The following is a 15,105-nucleotide window of genomic DNA, read 5'->3' as shown; positions in this document are numbered from 1 at the left end:
GGCTCAGCGGTGATGCCGCGGCCGCGCGCTCCGGTGCGCCCGCGCCCTGCGGTGCCGCGGCGCGACCCGCGGCGGCGCCGGCGGCTCCGCGGCGGCGACCGGGGGCCCGGGCGCGACGCCGTCACGGGCGGCGACGATCCGGCGGGCTTCCTCGACGCTCATGTCGCAGGCGCTCGTCATGCCCTGCAGGGCGCCCAGGGCGCGGTTGTACTCGGGAAGGTTGATGCATCCGGGGACGCCCCACGCCCAGGCGGGGACCGGCGCTGAGCCCGCCACCGCCAGCGCGAGGGCGGCAAGAGCGTTCCTGAGCGACACGGATCCCTCTCCTCTCCACCGAGGCCCGGGTCCCGCCCCCTGAGGCAGCACACCCTTCCGGGCGGCGGATTCACGGACGCCCGATCAGGCCCCGCCGCACATGTGCTGGGAGTCGGGCAAAGTCCAGGAATCCAGCGTGCGCAGGTTGGTCGTCGTGTACATCTTGCCGCGATCGTCGCCCTTGGGGCAGCCCGTCGGCACGAGTACGAGGCAGGTCATGACCCGGTCGCCGACCCGCGACCGCGCGACCGCTTCGACATACGCGTAGGAGACGCCGTAGACGCCGTTCTTGAGATCGACGCTCGTCCCGTCGCCGATCCCGTCGCCCTTCGGCTTCACGAGCGTGTCGCTGAACCGGGTCCCGATCCGCGCGATGGTGGTCGCCGCGCAGGTGCCGACCCGCTTCGGCACCTGCGCCTCGGCGGCGGACGCGAACCCGAGACCGGCGACCACGAGGGCGCCGGCCAGGATCGGTCCGGGGGCGGCCACCATCAGGCGGCTTCGAGGAGGAAGTTGGCCCGGCGGAACATCAATTCTCGCCGGTAGAAGTAGACGCCGCGGTGCCGCATCGCCGCGTGCGCCGCGTCCACGTCGAATCCGTACGGCCTGTCCCGGGTCGTATCGATGCAGCCGACATACATCCATCGGACACCGTCGATGAGCGACGGGATGGGCTGGTCCTGTCGGACGGCGCAGAACTGCTCCCCGTCCGAGGCCGAGATGAAAATGTAGAAGGTCTTCCGCGCGCACATCCGAACCTCCATGGGACTCGGGGGTGTAACCGCAACGCCACGGTCAAGCTATAAACCGACCCTGGAGCAATAGTCAAGCTTCTGCCACATTTTCGTCACGTGTGGGACAGACCGCCCCGGCCGCACGCCTCACAGGCAGCCGACCCGCCGCAGGGCGCCGATCAGCTTCCGGCCGACGCGGTAGCCGTTGAGGGATTCCGATCCGAGGATGCGGACGGTCTCGGCCGACGCGGTGCGGTCGTACAGGAACACCTGGAAATCCGACCGCCCCTGCCCGACGGGGCCGCTGCTGACCTGGCCGCAGAACGCCACGGCGGACTCCGCCTCGGCGGGGATCGGTCGGATCTTGCGGAATCTCACGAGGCCCGCATCCGGGAAGGCCGCGGCGACCCGCGCCCGCATCTCGGCCTCCAGATCGTCGGCGCCCTGTCCGTGGGCGAACGGCGCCGCGAGCAGGCCTCCGAGGAGCGCTGCCAGCATCGCGCGTCCCCATCCCGTCCCAGGCACGGTGCGGGACTTCCGGACCCTCGACCTCGGAACGGACGGGCGGCGTGTGGCGGCCATGAAGGGACTTCGCGATGCGCTCGAAGCGTATTGGATCACGAAGATCTGCGAAGTGGAAGCGTCGGAACCTCGCCGGCGAATTGTCCGGCAGGCGCGACCCGAAAAATCCGACGGCGCTCTCCCAATCTCGGACAGGGCCATGGCCATATCATTGACCAACCGGACGGCGCGCGTCGCATCGAAATTCTGCATTCAAAATTCGTTACTTGCCAAGCATGTCATTCTGCATTGACAGACGATAATGTCCGAGTATTCCTGGTCCATAATAGGTGTCGGCAGGGTCGAAGAAGGGGTCGATCGCTTTGCGCAAGAACCAGGACCAGCTCGAGCCGACCATCAGCGACGTGGCCCTGCGCGTCGTGACCGCCTATCTGTCGAACAACGCGCTGCCGCACACCAGCATACCGCCGCTCCTGCTCACCGTGCACGGCGCGCTCTCCGCGCTCACCGACCGGCCCGCGGTCGTCGAGGCGCCGCCCGAGCAGCCCGACGCCGCTCAGATCCGCGGCTCGGTCCGCCAGGACGGCATCGTCAGCTTCATCGACGGCCGGTCGTACAAGACCATGAAGCGGCATCTCACGGCGCACGGGTTGACGCCGGAACTCTACCGCGCGCGCTACGGGCTGCCGGACGATTACCCGATGACCGCGCCGGGCTACGCCGAGCGCCGGTCAGAGATCGCCAAGGCGATCCGGCTCGGCAGCAAGGCCGCCTGATCGACGCAGCCCGTCCGCCGAGCCCCCGTGAACCGATGGCCCGCACGGACGTAGACGCGCTGGGCGGGGCGGCGCGCGCGTGCCGGCACTGCGGGTTGGCCCGTCTGGCAACGCGATCGGGTGAGAGGGATCTGGCCATGAAGGGTCTGTCTGGCTGCGTCGCCCTCCTTCTCCTCGGCATCGGACCGGCCTCGGCGCAGACCGTCCTGGCCCCGTCCGGAGACTCGGCCGTGACGCAGCCCGGTGGGACGGCGGGGCGGGCCGCGCGACGCAACATCCAGGAGGCCTACCGCAACGGCGACGTGGTCGGCCATCGGCATGCGCCAGCCGCCCCCGCGCCCCGGCCCCGCCGCACGAGCCCGCGCTTCTAGAGGCCCCGCTCCTCGCGCGAGCGCCGTGCTGCGCGCCGGCCTTCGGCGCCCGGGCGCCGGCGGAGACGGCGCTCGCCGCCCGCGGGCCACGGCCTGAAATCGTTCTGTAATCCGAGCCGGTCACGGTCCGCGCGCAGGTCGACCGCAGATCGCGGTCGCGGCGGGTCGCGCTGGACCGGATCGCCCCGGCAGCCCGGCCCCGGCAACGACGACAGGTGCTCGATGCTTCGGACTGCGATCGCCTTGACGCTTCTGCTGGCCGGAGTCCCGGCCTGGGCCGGACCGCGCTGGCAGGACCTGCCGCCGACCCCCGCGCCGGTCGCCGGCACGGTTTCCGGGCGCGCCGCTGTCAACGGCATTCGGCTGTATTACGCCACGATCGGCAACGGTCCGCCGGTCGTCCTGCTGCACGGCGGCCTGTCGAACTCCGATTACTGGGGCCACCAGGTCGCGGCGCTCGCCGCCCGCCACACGGTCATCCTCGTGGACAGCCGCGGGCACGGCCGCAGCACCCGGGACGATCGGCCATTCGGCTACGACCTGATGACCGACGACGTGGTCGGGCTGCTCGACGTGCTGAAGATCCCGCGCGCCGACATCGTCGGGTGGAGCGACGGCGCGATCCTCGGTCTCGACATGGCGATGCTCCACCCCGACCGCGTCGGCAAGGTGTTCGCGTTCGGCGCCAACGCCGACCCGTCGGGCCTGATCGAGGGTGTGGAGACGAACCCGACCTTCGCCGCCTTCATCGACCGGGCCGGCAAGGAGTACGAGGCCCTCTCGCCGACCCCGAAGGACTACGCCGCCTTCGTCGACGCGGTGGGCCGGATGTGGGGCGGGCAGCCGCGCTGGACCGAAGCCGATCTGAAGCGGATCCGCGCGCCGGTCCTCATCGCGGACGGCGACCACGACGAGGGTATCAAGCGCGCGCACACCGAGTACCTCGCTGCCACGATTGCCGGGGCTGGGCTGCTGATCCTGCCGAACGCCAGCCACTTCGCGTTCCTCCAGGATCCGGCGCTCTTCAACGCGGCGCTCCTCGGCTTCCTGGACGGGCCTTGAGGGTCCTGGGCGGCCCCCTGACGCGCGCGACTCACCGGGCCGACAGCCAGCCTTGCTGACCCTAACCCAGTCGGCCTCTGCGCCTGGACGTGCGGATCGCGGACGCGCGGCGCGGGCCGCTTCGGGAACGGCGGCGCGACGAGGACGCCGACCCGACCCGTCAGGCGATCGCGAGATGGAGGAACTGGTTGAATTCGCTCGGCACGTAGGTCCCGAACGCGGGGCCGTTCACGAAGCCCCGATGCCGATAGAGTTCGAGCGCGGGCGCGAATGCGGGTCCGCATCCGGTCTCGAGGCTGAGGCATCGCGCGCCGCGGGCGGCGGCGGCCGCGATGATGGTGTCGAGGATCGCCGCGCCGGCTCCCAGGCGGAGGAAATCCGGATGCGTCCGCATGGACTTCACCTCCGCGGTGCCGTCCGTCGCCATCCTGAGCGCCCCGACGCTCGCCACCCGCCCGCCGCGGCGCGCCGTCCAGACGGTCACGTCCGGTGCTTGCAGGCCTGACAGGTCGAGAGCGAACACGCTGCCCGGCGGCGAGGATGCGTGCATGCCGGCAAGATGGAGCGCCAGCAGCGCCCGTGTCTGCGTATCGGACAGGTCGTCCCGCGCGATCTCGAACATCGTGCCCCGGCCATCCGCCTCGACATCCCCCGCGCAGGATGTCCTCCCGATCGACGATCAGCAAGGCGCGGAACGGCGGTGCGGCCCCCGCGCCGAGGCTCCCGGCGGAGGGCGGATCGACAGCTCCGCAAGACCCGCGGACCGCCGACCTCCCTGCGACCCGCAACCATGGCGCGCATGGTGCATTTGTGAACGCCGTCACGTTCCCCGGTGGGGAACACGCTGCCGTGGCGGTGCGTCACCGGTTGCGGGCACGCTCCGGCCGGAGAGGATTCACACGCTTGATCGACGCCGGAAGCCAGACCGCGAGTGCCTCCGATGCCGCCGCATCGGTCGCCGGGTCGATCGCGGCCGTCACGCGGCGGCTGGATTCCCTTCCGATGACGCGGCTTCACGCGGCGGCGCTCGCCGTCTGCACGCTGGGCCTGTTCACCGACATCGCCGAGGTCGCCCTGAGCAACGCCCTGGCGGCCATCTTCCTCGCGCCGCCCTACAACATGTCGCGGGGCAGCCTCTCGCTGCTCCTCGCCTCCGTGTTCGCCGGCGGCGCCGTGGGTGCGCCCGTCTTCGGAATGCTGGGGGATCGCCTCGGCCGCAGGCGCGCGCTCCAGGCCTCCCTCGCGCTGATGGCCGCCGGATCGCTGGCGGCCGCCGCGAGCCAGGGGCTCACGGCGCTGACGATCGTCCGGACGGTCTCGGGGTTCGCGATCGGCGGGTTCCCGCCCCTGGTCGCCACCTACCTCGCCGAGGTGACGCCCGCGCGCCGACGCGGCGCGACGCTGCTGGTCTGCGCCGGACTCGGGCTCCTCGGCGGCCTGGCCGCCATCGGCCTCGTCCAGATGATGGCCCCGGCCGCGCCGCTCGGGATCGAGCCGTGGCGCTGGGCGCTGATCCTCGGGGGCGCCCTGGCGGCGCTCGGCGGCGTCCTGTTCGCGCGGCTGCCGGAATCGCCGCGGTGGCTCGCCTCGGTCGGGCGCTCCGCCGAGGCCGACGCCGCCTGCCGCCGGTTCGAGCGCGCGGCCGGCCGGAGCCGGGTCGCCGCCCCCGCCGACCCGGACCCGGACCCGCCCGCGACCGGGCTCGCGGGGTTCCGGGGCCTGTTCGCCGAGACGCGCCAGCTGCGCCGGACGGCCCTGTTCGTCGGCCTCTACACCCTCGCCCCCCTGGCGACGATCGCCTTCCCGTTGCTCAGCGCCGTCGTGATGGTGGAGAAGGGCTTCCAGGTCGATCAATCCCTCGTCTTCGCCGCGCTGTCGATGCTCGGCCCGCCCCTGGGTACCCTGCTGACCGCGCTGGCGATCGACCGGCTCGAGCGGCGCGCCGTCCTGACGGCCCTGGCGGCGGCGATGGCGGCCCTCGGCACGGCCTTCGCTGCGAGCGGCACGTTCCTGACCCTGGTCCTGGTCGGCATCGCCTTCAACACCGCGGCGGCGACCTACGGCAGCATCCTCGCCGTCTACGCGACGGAGCTGCTCCCGACGCCGCTGCGGGCCTCGGCCATGACCTGCGCCTGGGCCGGCGGCCGGGTCGCGGCCGCGCTGGCGCCGATCATCCTCCTGCCGATCCTCTCGGCCTACGGGCCGCACGCGATGTTCGCGGTGATCACGCTCGTCCTCGCGGCGAGCGCGGCCCTGCTCCTCGCCGGACCGCGCGGCCTGTCCGGGCAGGCCCTTGCTTAGGGAAACCCGGAAGCGCGGGTCTCCGACCCGCGGCGCCGCGCCGGATGGCGTCGGTTGCCAATCCGGCAAGATTCACACGATAAAGTTGCGCAGGCAGCCGGACGGAACCGCCGGGCACGCCGGGGGTGTCACACGTGTCTAGCCCGGTGCTCGTCCCGAGCCTCGTCGAGACGACCAGCCACGTCGACCCCAAGCAGGCCTTCGAGTTCTGGCGCTGCACGGCCCTGGCCGGGTTCGGCGACATCGGCCGGCGGCACCCCCGGGAGCGGTTCGCGGCCAAGCGCCTGAGCGTGGCCTCGGCCGGCTGGTCGCTGACCCACACGGTGAGCAGCCCGGTCGCGGTGGAGTTCCGCTCCCGCCACGTCGACCGGAACGCCCGCGGGATGGTGGTGATCGGCCTCGCGCTCGACGGCGTCGGCTACCAGGAGCAGAACGGCCGCGGGGCCCAGCTGACCCCCGGCGACATCAGCTTCCTGACGCGGAACCGGCCCTTCGTGGCCGGCACCCAGAGCGCCTACGGCGAGATCCGCCTCGCCGTCCCGCGCAAGATGTTCGAGGCTTTCGTCGGCGACGCCGACGCCTTCGCGGGCCGCAGCCTCGGCCCGCTCCCGGCCGGGGCGGAGGTCCGGGCGCGGATGCGCGGGGTGGCCGGCTCGGTCGCCTGGATGTCCGCCGACGAGGCGCAGGCGGCCGTCGAGGGCGTGCTCCACCTCCTCGGCCACCTCGTCGACGGCGCGGCCCGGCGCGGCGATCCGGAGGCGGTCTCGCAGGCGGCCGTCGTCTCGCTCGCCCGCGCCCACATCGCGCGGCGGATGCACGACCCCGACCTGAACCCGCAGGACATCCAGCGCGCGCTCGGTCTCTCCCGGACCAGCCTGTACCGCGCCTTCGCCGAGACCGGCGGCATCGCGGCGGCGATCCGCGACGCGCGCCTCGACCTCGCGCGCCGGCGCCTCGAGGCCCGCCGCGACGACAAGATGCGGATCGCCTCGATCGCCTACGCGTGCGGCTTCACCGACGTGCCGACCTTCAACCGCGGCTTCCGCAAGCGCTTCGGCCTGGCCCCGGGCGACCTGCGGCCCGCGCTCCCCTAGGCGAAGCGCGTCGGGCGCATCAGCCCGCGGCGGCGAGATCCGCCCGACCACGGACCTGGGCGGGGAAATCGAACACCGCGTCCGCGTGGGCGATCGTGGCCGGGCGATGGGCGACGACGACCCGCGTCATCCGGAGGTCCCGCAGCGCCTGGGCGATCACCGCCTCGGTGGCCTCGTCGAGGTGGCTCGTGGCCTCGTCGAGGAACAGGATCTCGGGCCGCCGGTAGAGGGCGCGCGCCAGCACGATGCGCTGCTTCTGGCCGCCCGACAGGGTCGAGCCCATGTCGCCGACGAGGCTCTCGAAGCCCATGGGCATGCGGCGGATGTCGTCCAGGATCGCCGCCCGGGCGGCGCACTCGGCGATCCAGCCCGCGTCCGGATGCTCGTCGAAGGCCGCGATGTTCTCGGCGATCGAGCCGGCGAACAGGCCGTCGCTCTGCATCACGCCGGCGATCCGGCGCCTGTAGGACCCGGCGGCGGTGCGGATGTCCTGGCCGTCGGCGGTGACGATCCCCTCGCTGGGCGGCGTCAGCCCCATCACCACCTTCATGAGCGAGGTCTTGCCGCAACCCGAGGGACCGGTGATCGCGAAGCAGGCGCCGGCCCGGACGGACAGCGAGACCCCGCGGAAGATCCAGGGCTGGTCGGCCCCGTAGCGCAGCGCCAGGCCCGCGCCGGCGAGCGCTCCGGCCTTCAGGGCGACGACCGGGGGCGCCCCCGGCTGCGCCCCGGCGGCGAGATCCTGCTCCTCCGGCTCGCACAGCACGATGTCGGCGAGCCGGTCGGTCTGCACGTCGAGCATGCGCAGCTTGAACCACGCGTCGATCAGGCTGCCGATCCGGGTGGCGAACTGGTCGCGATAGGCCAGGAACGCCACCAGCATGCCGAGCGACAGGGACCCGCCGATGACCGCGCGGGCGCCGAGCACCAGCAGGATCAGCCGGTCGAGGCCGAACAGGAACTCGTTCGCGCGGCCGAACACGAGGTCGAGGCGCTGCAGCCGCAGCCGGGCGTTCAGGGCCGTGACGAAGTGGTTCATCCAGGCGCCGCCGCGCCGCTCGCGCAGGTCGAGGAGCTTGACGCTCGCCATGCCGCGGACCGTCTCGATGAAGTGCGTCTGCTGGCGGGCCTCGGCCACGAGGGCCTCCTCGGTCCCCTCCCGGTACGCGCCGTAGGCGAAGACCCGCAGGACCGCGTTGAGCGCCGTCGAGGCCAGGACCACGGCGACCAGCCAGCCGCCGTAGACCGTCAGCATCACCAGCATGCCGACCGCCATGAGCCCGTCGAGCATGGCCTGGACGAGATCGGTCGTCAGGCCCTTCTGGATGGTGGCGAGGGAGCCGAACCGCGAGATCACGTCGCCGACATGGCGCTTCTCGAAGTAGTCGAGGGGCAGCCGCGACAGGTGGTCGAACAGGCCGGCCGACCACTGGTAGTTCAGCCGGGTTCCGGCCAGCATGATCGCCCAGGTGCGGGCGATGCTGAGGCCGAGCTGGAGCAGCAGCAGCAGCGCGAGGCCGATCGCCACCACGAGGAGCAGATCGTGGTCGGCGTTCACGATCACCTCGTCGATGACGACCTGCGAGGCGATGGGCATCAGGAGGGCGACGAGTTCGATCCCCAGGGAGAGGGCCAGGACCTGGGCCAGGGCGGCGCGGATGCCGGCCATGTTGCGGAACAGGTCGCGCAGCCGCAGGCCCGGGGCGGCCCGCTCGCGCCGGAAGCCCGGGTTGGGCACCGCCTCCAGGGCGACGCCGGTGAACTCTCGCGAGGCCTCCGCGAGGCTGACCCGGCGCCGGCCGCGGCCCGGATCGTTGATGACGAGGCCGCCGCGCTCGACCCGGGTCAGCACCACGAAGTGGTTGAGGCCCCAGTGCAGGATGCAGGGCAGCCGGAGCCGGGGCAGATCCGTCAGCTCGACCCGCAGGGCGCGGGCGGTCAGGCCTTGCGCGCCGCAGAGGTCGATCAGGTTGCGCAGGGTCATGCCCTTGAGGGACAGGGGATGGCGCCGCCGCAGCGTCGCGAGGTCGATCTGGCGCCCGTGATAGGCCAGGACCATCGCGAGGCAGGCCATGCCGCACTCGGCGGCCTCGGCCTGGAGGACGACCGGTACCCGGCGGCGGAGCCCGAAATCCAGCCGGGCGGCGACGGACGGCGCCGTCACGGCGCGGCCTTCCGGACCGGCAGGGCGTCGAGGCCGCCGCGCGTGACGAGGGCGAGGCTCTCCCGGACATGCGTCACGGGGTCGAGGAGCCAGCGGTAGAGCGACCGCTTCTCCAGGGCGATGTCGGCCTCGACCCGCATGCCCGCCTCGAGGCTGCGCCGCTCGCCGTAGGCCAGCACGGTGTCGGAATCGGGCCGGACCACGATGCGGTAGAGGTCGGTCCCCTCCCCCCGGGCGGCGGCGCGCCGCGCGAAGTCGGGCGCGTCGTCGCTGCCCAGCGGCGCCCGCGTGACCTCGGTGACGACGCCGCGGTGCAGGCCGAAGCGCTGGAACGGGAAGGCGGCGTAGCGCAGCATCACGGGCGCGCCGGCCTCGGCGAAGCCGATGGCCGACGAATCGACGAACAGGTTGGCCTGGAGGCGCCCGGCGCTCGGCAGCAGGGTCAGGAGCGTCGCCCCGGCCGCCACGGTCTGGCCGACCTGCGCGCGGATCGACGTCAGGGTCCCGGCCTCCGGCGCCCGGACCTCGATGGCGCGGCGCGCCTCGCTCTCGGCCTTCTGCTGCGCCAGCTGGGCGGCGGTCCGGTCGAGGTCGGCGAGGTCGCGGGCCAGCCGGTCGTCGTAGGCGGCGAGCTGGGACTTCGTGTCGGCGAGCTTGCCGTCGATCTGGAGGCGGCTCTGCTGGAACTGGGCGAGCTGCGCGCTCGCCTGCATGTAGAGGTAGTTCTGGCTCTGGAAGTCGGCGGCGCGGGCGTAGCCGCGCGCCACGGCGTCGGCGAGTTCCTCGACCCGCGCCCGGAGCGGCGGAACCAGCTTGTCCTGCAGGTCGATCTGCTTGGCGAGCTGGGCCGACTGCTCGCTCAGATTCGCCATCTGCTCGCGCAGCGCCTGCCGCTCCGTGCCGGCCAGATCGGCCCGGGCGGTCCGCTGCCGCTCGACGCTCTGGCGCTGGCGCTCCAGCTCGGCGATCACGCGCTCCTGCGTGGGGCCGCTCGCCGACACGGCGTCGAGGTCGATCGTGTACAGGAGCTGCCCGCGCGCGACCTTGTCGCCCTCGCGGACGCCGGTTGATCCGACGCGCCCCGCCACCGGGCTGGCGAGGCTGATCAGCCCGATATCGGGCGCGAGCAGGCCGACGGCGTGGATGCGGCGCGTGTAGGTGCCCTGCCAGGCATACAGGCCGACCGCCGCCACCATGATCACGCAGGCCGCGGCCACGATGCGGACCGGCAGAGGCTGGATGATCTGCGCCTCGCCCAGCCACGCGTTGCGTCGCGCCTCGATAACCTCAAGTCGAAAGAGCGGACTTGGCACCCGGAGAAAGCAACCTTCCTGAAGGAGACAGCCGTATTCGAAGACAATGCTCAGCGCATTTGCCACCTTACTCGGTCGCATCACGGGAGTTTCATGTCAACACTTGTCGACACGGCGAATTTTGAATAATCCTGCCCGCGTCAGAACGTCGCGTTTACGTTGAAAACCGTCTGTTTTTTTAACGGCTTATTCCAGTTCGCCGTCGAGCTTATTTTGCAGCGCAACAGGACGTCAGTTTTTGCATCATCGCGTGCTGCGTTGCGAAAACCCGACGGCGGGAGACGCGCTGAGACGCGCCGCTTCGCAGCGCAGGCGGCCGCGGTGCCGACAGCGTCTGGAGCGCGGCCCGGGAAAGACAAGGCCTGTCAGTTTTTGCGCATTGGCCGGGCTCGATCGTCCGCGAGCATTATTGGCTGGCCATGACCGATTGACACGAAGCACATCTCTGTAATCCTAAAGGCAGGTGCCGACGTCCAAGGCGCCTAGACGCTACGATCAGGCAATAGATCGAAGCAAATAACCTTCTACCTGAATCTCAATCTGGAGAACGATCATGCAGGACAGCATCGATACCGTCCGCGAGCTGAGCGCCGCCGAGCTGGACCAGGTCGGCGGTGGCCTCGGGGTCGGCCTCACTGTCGGCCTCGGGGTCGACGCGAGCCAGGAGCTCGGTGCGGTCTCGGGGGTCGTGGGCCAGGTCGGCGGTCTGGTGAGCGGCTTGGTGGGCAGCGTGCTCGGCGCGATCGGCGGTGTCGTCGGCGGCGTGACCGGCTCCCTGCGCTGACGGTCTGACACCGGGAGGGCGGCCGCGGGGCCGCCCTCCTCCGTCGCGGGGCGTGACCGCGACGACACCGGAATCACGGGCCCGCATGGACAGAACAGCCGAGAGTTCAGGCGAGAGTTCGGCCGAGACGTTCGCCTACGCCACCAGCGGCAGCGCCGGGCATCTCTCCGGCCGCCCCGAGCTGACCTGCTACGCGCCGAGCGACCGCGGCCTCCCGGAGGTCACCTTCATCGATTTCCGCTTCCCCACCGGCGGGTGGAGCACGCACGCGGTCACGGGCCTCGAGGTCGCCGCCAGCACGCAGCCCGCGGGGGCGCACCACGCGGTCGATTACGAGATCGCGGCCCGGCTGACCGAGCGCGAAGGCCTGCTGGTCCGGCGTCCCGGCCTGAACGGCACGACCCGTTGGGCGGGCCCGTATGCCGGCCGCGTCCTCTCCTTCTCGGCAGCCGCCGTCGAGCGGCTGGCCGAGGCGCCGATCGGCAAGATCGCCTTCGCGGCGGACGGGCGCGATCTCCGCGCCTGCCGCAGCACCTGGCACATCCTCGACGCGCTGGCTTGCGCGCACCGGGACGACCCGTCGCCCGACGCGCTGCTGATCGAGAGCCTCCACCTGGCGATCCTGCGCTCGGTCGTCGCCGCGCGCGCTCCGGGCCGGTCGGCGGCGCCCGACCTCTCGGCGTCGCAGGCCGGGCGGGCCTGCGCGTATATCCGGGAGCACCTGGACCGGGAGATCACCGTCTCCGCCCTGGCCGGCATCGTGGGGCTCAGCGAGGGCTACTTCATCCGAGCCTTCCGCCAGACCACCGGGGTCACGCCCTACCAGTACATCATGCGCGAGCGCGTCGGCCGGGCCGAGGCCCTGATCCGCTCCGGCGCGGGATCGATGGCGGAGGTCGCCGCGCGATCGGGCTTCACGAGCGCGAGCGCCATGAGCCGCACGTTCCGGAAGCTCGTCGGGCGCTCGCCGACCGGGCGCACGGCCGGCCGGCGCGCCTGAGGCGCTACCCGGCAGCCCGCCCCGCCGCCCCGCGGAACAGGTCCTCCATCTCGCGCCGGACGCGGATCGCCTCCTGATCTGCGTCGAAGGCGACGTCGCTCCAGCGCACGGCCCGGCCCGCGGGCACGTCGTTCTTCAGGACCATGTTGTGGGCGAGGCCGATCGGCAGGGCGTCCTGCGCCAGGGAATCCGCCGCCGGCATCAGCTTGCCGTAGACGGTGAACCCGCCCTCGCCGTCGAGCCGCTCCCCGGCCCGCAGCGCGCGCTTGGCCGTCGCGGCGACGTCGCCGCGCCAGTCGCCCGTCGCCCCCGTGGCCTCGCCGCGGACCGCGATGGAGGCGACCGAGATGCCGAGCTCGAACCCGATCAGATGATAGGGCTTGTAGGTCGCGGCGAACCGGCCGCTCGAATCGGTCTTGAGGCCATATTGCGCGAAGCAGTCGCGCACGTAGGCGCTCGGCGCCTCGAACACCGCGTAGACGCCCCAGCGCAGGTCCCGGAAGACCGGCCGCCCGTCCCGCTCCACCGACGAGACCACCTCGACGGTGCCGCGCTCGGTGAGGAGGCCGCCATCCGCCGCGGGCTTCAGGACGCTCGGCAGGTCGTCGACGCCGCAGGGCGGGAAGGCGAGGCCGTCGCGCGGCGGGGTGAGCCCGCAGGCATTGGCCACCGCGGCCATCTCCAGCGCCGACTTGGTGCCGTCGAGGAAGGAGTTGAACATCTGCGGGTTGAAGTCGCCGCCCGCGACTTGGCTCTCGCTGAAGCCGTAATGGCCCCAGACCGTGTCGGGCGTGGAGGCGTGGTAGGCCGGGAGGTACTTGGTGCCCTTGCCGGCGCAGATCACCTCCAGCCCGATGGTGCGGGCCCAGTCGACCAGTTCGGCGATGAGCGCCGGCTGGTCGCCCGAGGCCATGGAGTAGATCACCCCGGCCTCGGCCGCCCGGCGCGCCAGCAGCGGCCCGGCCAGCACGTCGGCCTCGACGTTGACCATGACGATGTGCTTGCCGTGCGCGAAGGCCTTGAGCGCGTGGCGGATGCCGGCGGCCGGGCTGCCGGTGGCGTCGATGACGATGTCCACGAACGGGCTCGCGATCATCGCGTCGGCATCCTCGGTCACGAGGGTCGTGCCGCCGCGCGCGGCCTCCTCCAGCCCCCGCGCGGCGAACCGGGAATCGTCCCAGCCGACCCGGCGCAGCGATTCGCGCGCCCGGTCGGGCGACAGGTCGGCCACCGCGACGAGGTGGATGCCGGGCGTGCGCGGCGCCTGCGACAGGTACATCGAGCCGAACTTGCCGGCCCCGATCAGCCCGACCCGGACGGGCCGGCCCTCGTCGGCGCGCCGCTGCAGCTTGGCGGAAAGGGACATGGGGCGTTCTCTCCCTGGGTGGCGCGCGGTCGGGACCGGACCCCGCCGCGCTCGCCGCGTCGTTGGACGGGGACCTAGCGCGGTTCCCGATGCCGTTGAGGCCCACCGAATAAAAAGACGGGGGGTCTGTTCGGGCGACGCGCCGCCCCCTTCTCCCGTGCGGGAGCGGGGCGGGGTGAGGGATCGGGTCTCTCCGCCTCGGGCCGCCTCGGGCCGCCTCGGGCCGCCTCAGGCCGCCTCGGGCCGCCTCAGGCCGCCTCAGGCCGCCTCAGGCCGCCTCAGGCCGCCTCAGGCCGCCTCGGCCCGGCTCCGCGCCTCCACGTCGAGGAGCCAGTGCCGGAAGGCCCGGATCTTCTCCAGGGCCCCGTCGCGCTCGCGGTAGCAGATGAAGTGGAGGTCGCGGGTCAGGCTCGCGACCCGATCGCCGCCGAGGCGCACCAGCTGCCCGGCGGCGAGCTCGTCCCGGGCGAACCGCAGGGTCTCCAGCGCCACGCCGAGCCCCTGAACGGCCGCCGAGATCACCAGCGAGCCCCGGTCGAAAGCCGCTCCGGCTGCCCCGGTCGGCAAGGGTAGGCCGTTATGGGCGAACCAGTCCGGCCAGCGGACGGGGCTGAAGGACGAGTCGAGCCGGGTGAAGGGCCCGATCGATCCGGCCGCGTCCGGCTGCGCGGCCCGGGCGACCTCCGGCGCGCAGAGGGCGGCGATCTCCTCCGGGCCGAGGGATTCGACGGTCAGGCCGGGCCCGTGCGGCGGCCGGCCGTAGGCAATCAGGATGTCGATCTCCTCGTGCCGCCCGAGATCCACCGGGTCGGCGCTGGTGGAGAGGCGGATGGCGATGCCGGGATGCGCCTCCACGAAGGCGGGGAGCCGCGGCCCGAGCCACTTCGCCGCGAAGCTCGGCGTGCAGTGCACGGCCAGCGACGCGGGCGACGGCGGGCTGAGGTCGGCGCAGACCGCCTCGATAGCGTCGAAGGCGCTCGAGAGCCCGGCCAGCAGGCGCTGGCCGTCGGCGGTGAGGAGTGCCTGGCGGTTCGCCCTCCGGAACAGGGCGCGCCCGAACCAGCGCTCCAGCGCCCGGATCTGGTGACTCACCGCCGAGGGCGTGAGGTGCAGCTCCGCGCTGGCGCGGGCGAAGCTGCCGAGGCGCGCGGCCGCCTCGAAGGCCCGCAAGGCGGAGAAGCTCGGGATCCGGCGCATGCGCAATCCATGAATTGAATTCATGGAAAGCGTGAAAAATCGTCGTTTGTCAACGCGCGGATCCGGCAGGATAGTGCCGACCACGACGCGATCGGCGGCCCGGTCC

General features: G+C 72.3%; 16 protein-coding genes. 7 read left to right on the top strand and 9 right to left on the bottom strand.

All coding sequences use genetic code 11. The features are described from left to right. Positions 1-3: 3 nt before the first annotated feature. The 4 genes from ASG32_RS03960 to ASG32_RS03945 all read right to left on the bottom strand — a co-directional run bounded on the left by ASG32_RS03960 (position 4) and on the right by ASG32_RS03945 (position 1,547). Positions 4-315 (bottom strand): hypothetical protein, encoded by a 312-nt coding sequence (locus tag ASG32_RS03960; RefSeq protein WP_056522873.1) that lies wholly within the window; start codon positions 313-315, stop codon positions 4-6. 84 nt (positions 316-399) lie between these two features. Further along, complete coding sequence (locus tag ASG32_RS03955) at positions 400-807, bottom strand: hypothetical protein (protein ID WP_056522871.1); 408 nt, start codon at positions 805-807, stop codon at positions 400-402. Continuing rightward, positions 807-1,067, bottom strand: coding sequence for a hypothetical protein (locus ASG32_RS03950; RefSeq protein WP_056523187.1), 261 nt, complete (start codon positions 1,065-1,067; stop codon positions 807-809). Before ASG32_RS03950 ends, ASG32_RS03955 begins: the two co-directional genes overlap by 1 nt. Positions 1,068-1,196: 129 nt before the next feature. Next, complete coding sequence (locus ASG32_RS03945) at positions 1,197-1,547, bottom strand: hypothetical protein (RefSeq protein ID WP_056522867.1); 351 nt, start codon at positions 1,545-1,547, stop codon at positions 1,197-1,199. A gap of 386 nt (positions 1,548-1,933) precedes the next feature. Here ASG32_RS03945 and ASG32_RS03940 point away from each other — a divergent pair, with 386 nt between their 5' ends. From ASG32_RS03940 to ASG32_RS03930, 3 genes are all read left to right on the top strand, one after another. Beyond that, positions 1,934-2,347 (top strand): MucR family transcriptional regulator, encoded by a 414-nt coding sequence (locus ASG32_RS03940; protein WP_020091004.1) that lies wholly within the window; start codon positions 1,934-1,936, stop codon positions 2,345-2,347. A gap of 137 nt (positions 2,348-2,484) precedes the next feature. Next, positions 2,485-2,718, top strand: a complete 234-nt coding sequence (locus ASG32_RS03935) for a hypothetical protein (protein ID WP_056522866.1) — start codon at positions 2,485-2,487, stop codon at positions 2,716-2,718. A 222-nt stretch (positions 2,719-2,940) separates the two neighbouring features. Further along, positions 2,941-3,780, top strand: coding sequence for an alpha/beta hydrolase (locus ASG32_RS03930; RefSeq protein WP_056522864.1), 840 nt, complete (start codon positions 2,941-2,943; stop codon positions 3,778-3,780). A gap of 160 nt (positions 3,781-3,940) precedes the next feature. Here the strand turns inward: ASG32_RS03930 and ASG32_RS03925 are convergent, their stop codons facing one another. Continuing rightward, a complete protein-coding gene (locus ASG32_RS03925; protein WP_056522862.1) occupies positions 3,941-4,402 on the bottom strand; it encodes a GNAT family N-acetyltransferase in 462 nt (153 codons plus the stop codon). A 380-nt stretch (positions 4,403-4,782) separates the two neighbouring features. On the opposite strand from ASG32_RS03925, the gene ASG32_RS03920 reads away from it, so the two are divergent. Both ASG32_RS03920 and ASG32_RS03915 read left to right on the top strand, forming a co-directional pair. Beyond that, positions 4,783-6,081 (top strand): MFS transporter, encoded by a 1,299-nt coding sequence (locus ASG32_RS03920; RefSeq protein ID WP_244491792.1) that lies wholly within the window; start codon positions 4,783-4,785, stop codon positions 6,079-6,081. Positions 6,082-6,215: 134 nt separating this feature from the next. Beyond that, positions 6,216-7,175 carry a helix-turn-helix domain-containing protein gene (locus ASG32_RS03915; protein ID WP_056522856.1) on the top strand — a complete coding sequence of 320 codons (960 nt, stop codon included), beginning with the start codon at positions 6,216-6,218 and terminating at the stop codon, positions 7,173-7,175. Positions 7,176-7,194: 19 nt separating this feature from the next. Here the strand turns inward: ASG32_RS03915 and ASG32_RS03910 are convergent, their stop codons facing one another. After that, complete coding sequence (locus ASG32_RS03910) at positions 7,195-9,339, bottom strand: peptidase domain-containing ABC transporter (RefSeq protein ID WP_056522854.1); 2,145 nt, start codon at positions 9,337-9,339, stop codon at positions 7,195-7,197. Next, positions 9,336-10,652 carry an HlyD family efflux transporter periplasmic adaptor subunit gene (locus ASG32_RS03905; protein WP_056522852.1) on the bottom strand — a complete coding sequence of 439 codons (1,317 nt, stop codon included), beginning with the start codon at positions 10,650-10,652 and terminating at the stop codon, positions 9,336-9,338. The genes ASG32_RS03910 and ASG32_RS03905 overlap by 4 nt, the downstream gene beginning before the upstream one ends. A gap of 553 nt (positions 10,653-11,205) precedes the next feature. On the opposite strand from ASG32_RS03905, the gene ASG32_RS03900 reads away from it, so the two are divergent. Then, positions 11,206-11,436, top strand: a complete 231-nt coding sequence (locus ASG32_RS03900) for a hypothetical protein (RefSeq protein ID WP_056522849.1) — start codon at positions 11,206-11,208, stop codon at positions 11,434-11,436. An 85-nt stretch (positions 11,437-11,521) separates the two neighbouring features. Beyond that, positions 11,522-12,436, top strand: a complete 915-nt coding sequence (locus ASG32_RS03895) for an AraC family transcriptional regulator (protein ID WP_056522847.1) — start codon at positions 11,522-11,524, stop codon at positions 12,434-12,436. 4 nt (positions 12,437-12,440) lie between these two features. On the opposite strand, the gene ASG32_RS03890 is transcribed toward ASG32_RS03895, so the two are convergent. Continuing rightward, positions 12,441-13,802, bottom strand: coding sequence for an SAF domain-containing protein (locus ASG32_RS03890; RefSeq protein ID WP_056522845.1), 1,362 nt, complete (start codon positions 13,800-13,802; stop codon positions 12,441-12,443). Between the two features lie 288 nt (positions 13,803-14,090). Beyond that, entirely contained in the window at positions 14,091-14,999 is a 909-nt protein-coding gene (locus ASG32_RS03885) for a LysR substrate-binding domain-containing protein (RefSeq protein ID WP_056522843.1), read from the bottom strand. Positions 15,000-15,105: the final 106 nt, after the last annotated feature.

It is taken from the genome of Methylobacterium sp. Leaf361 (assembly GCF_001424445.1).
In the GTDB taxonomy this organism is placed as follows: Bacteria; Pseudomonadota; Alphaproteobacteria; order Rhizobiales; family Beijerinckiaceae; genus Methylobacterium.
The sequence above is the reverse complement of the archived record's forward strand: the minus strand, read 5'-3'. Positions and strand labels throughout refer to the sequence as shown.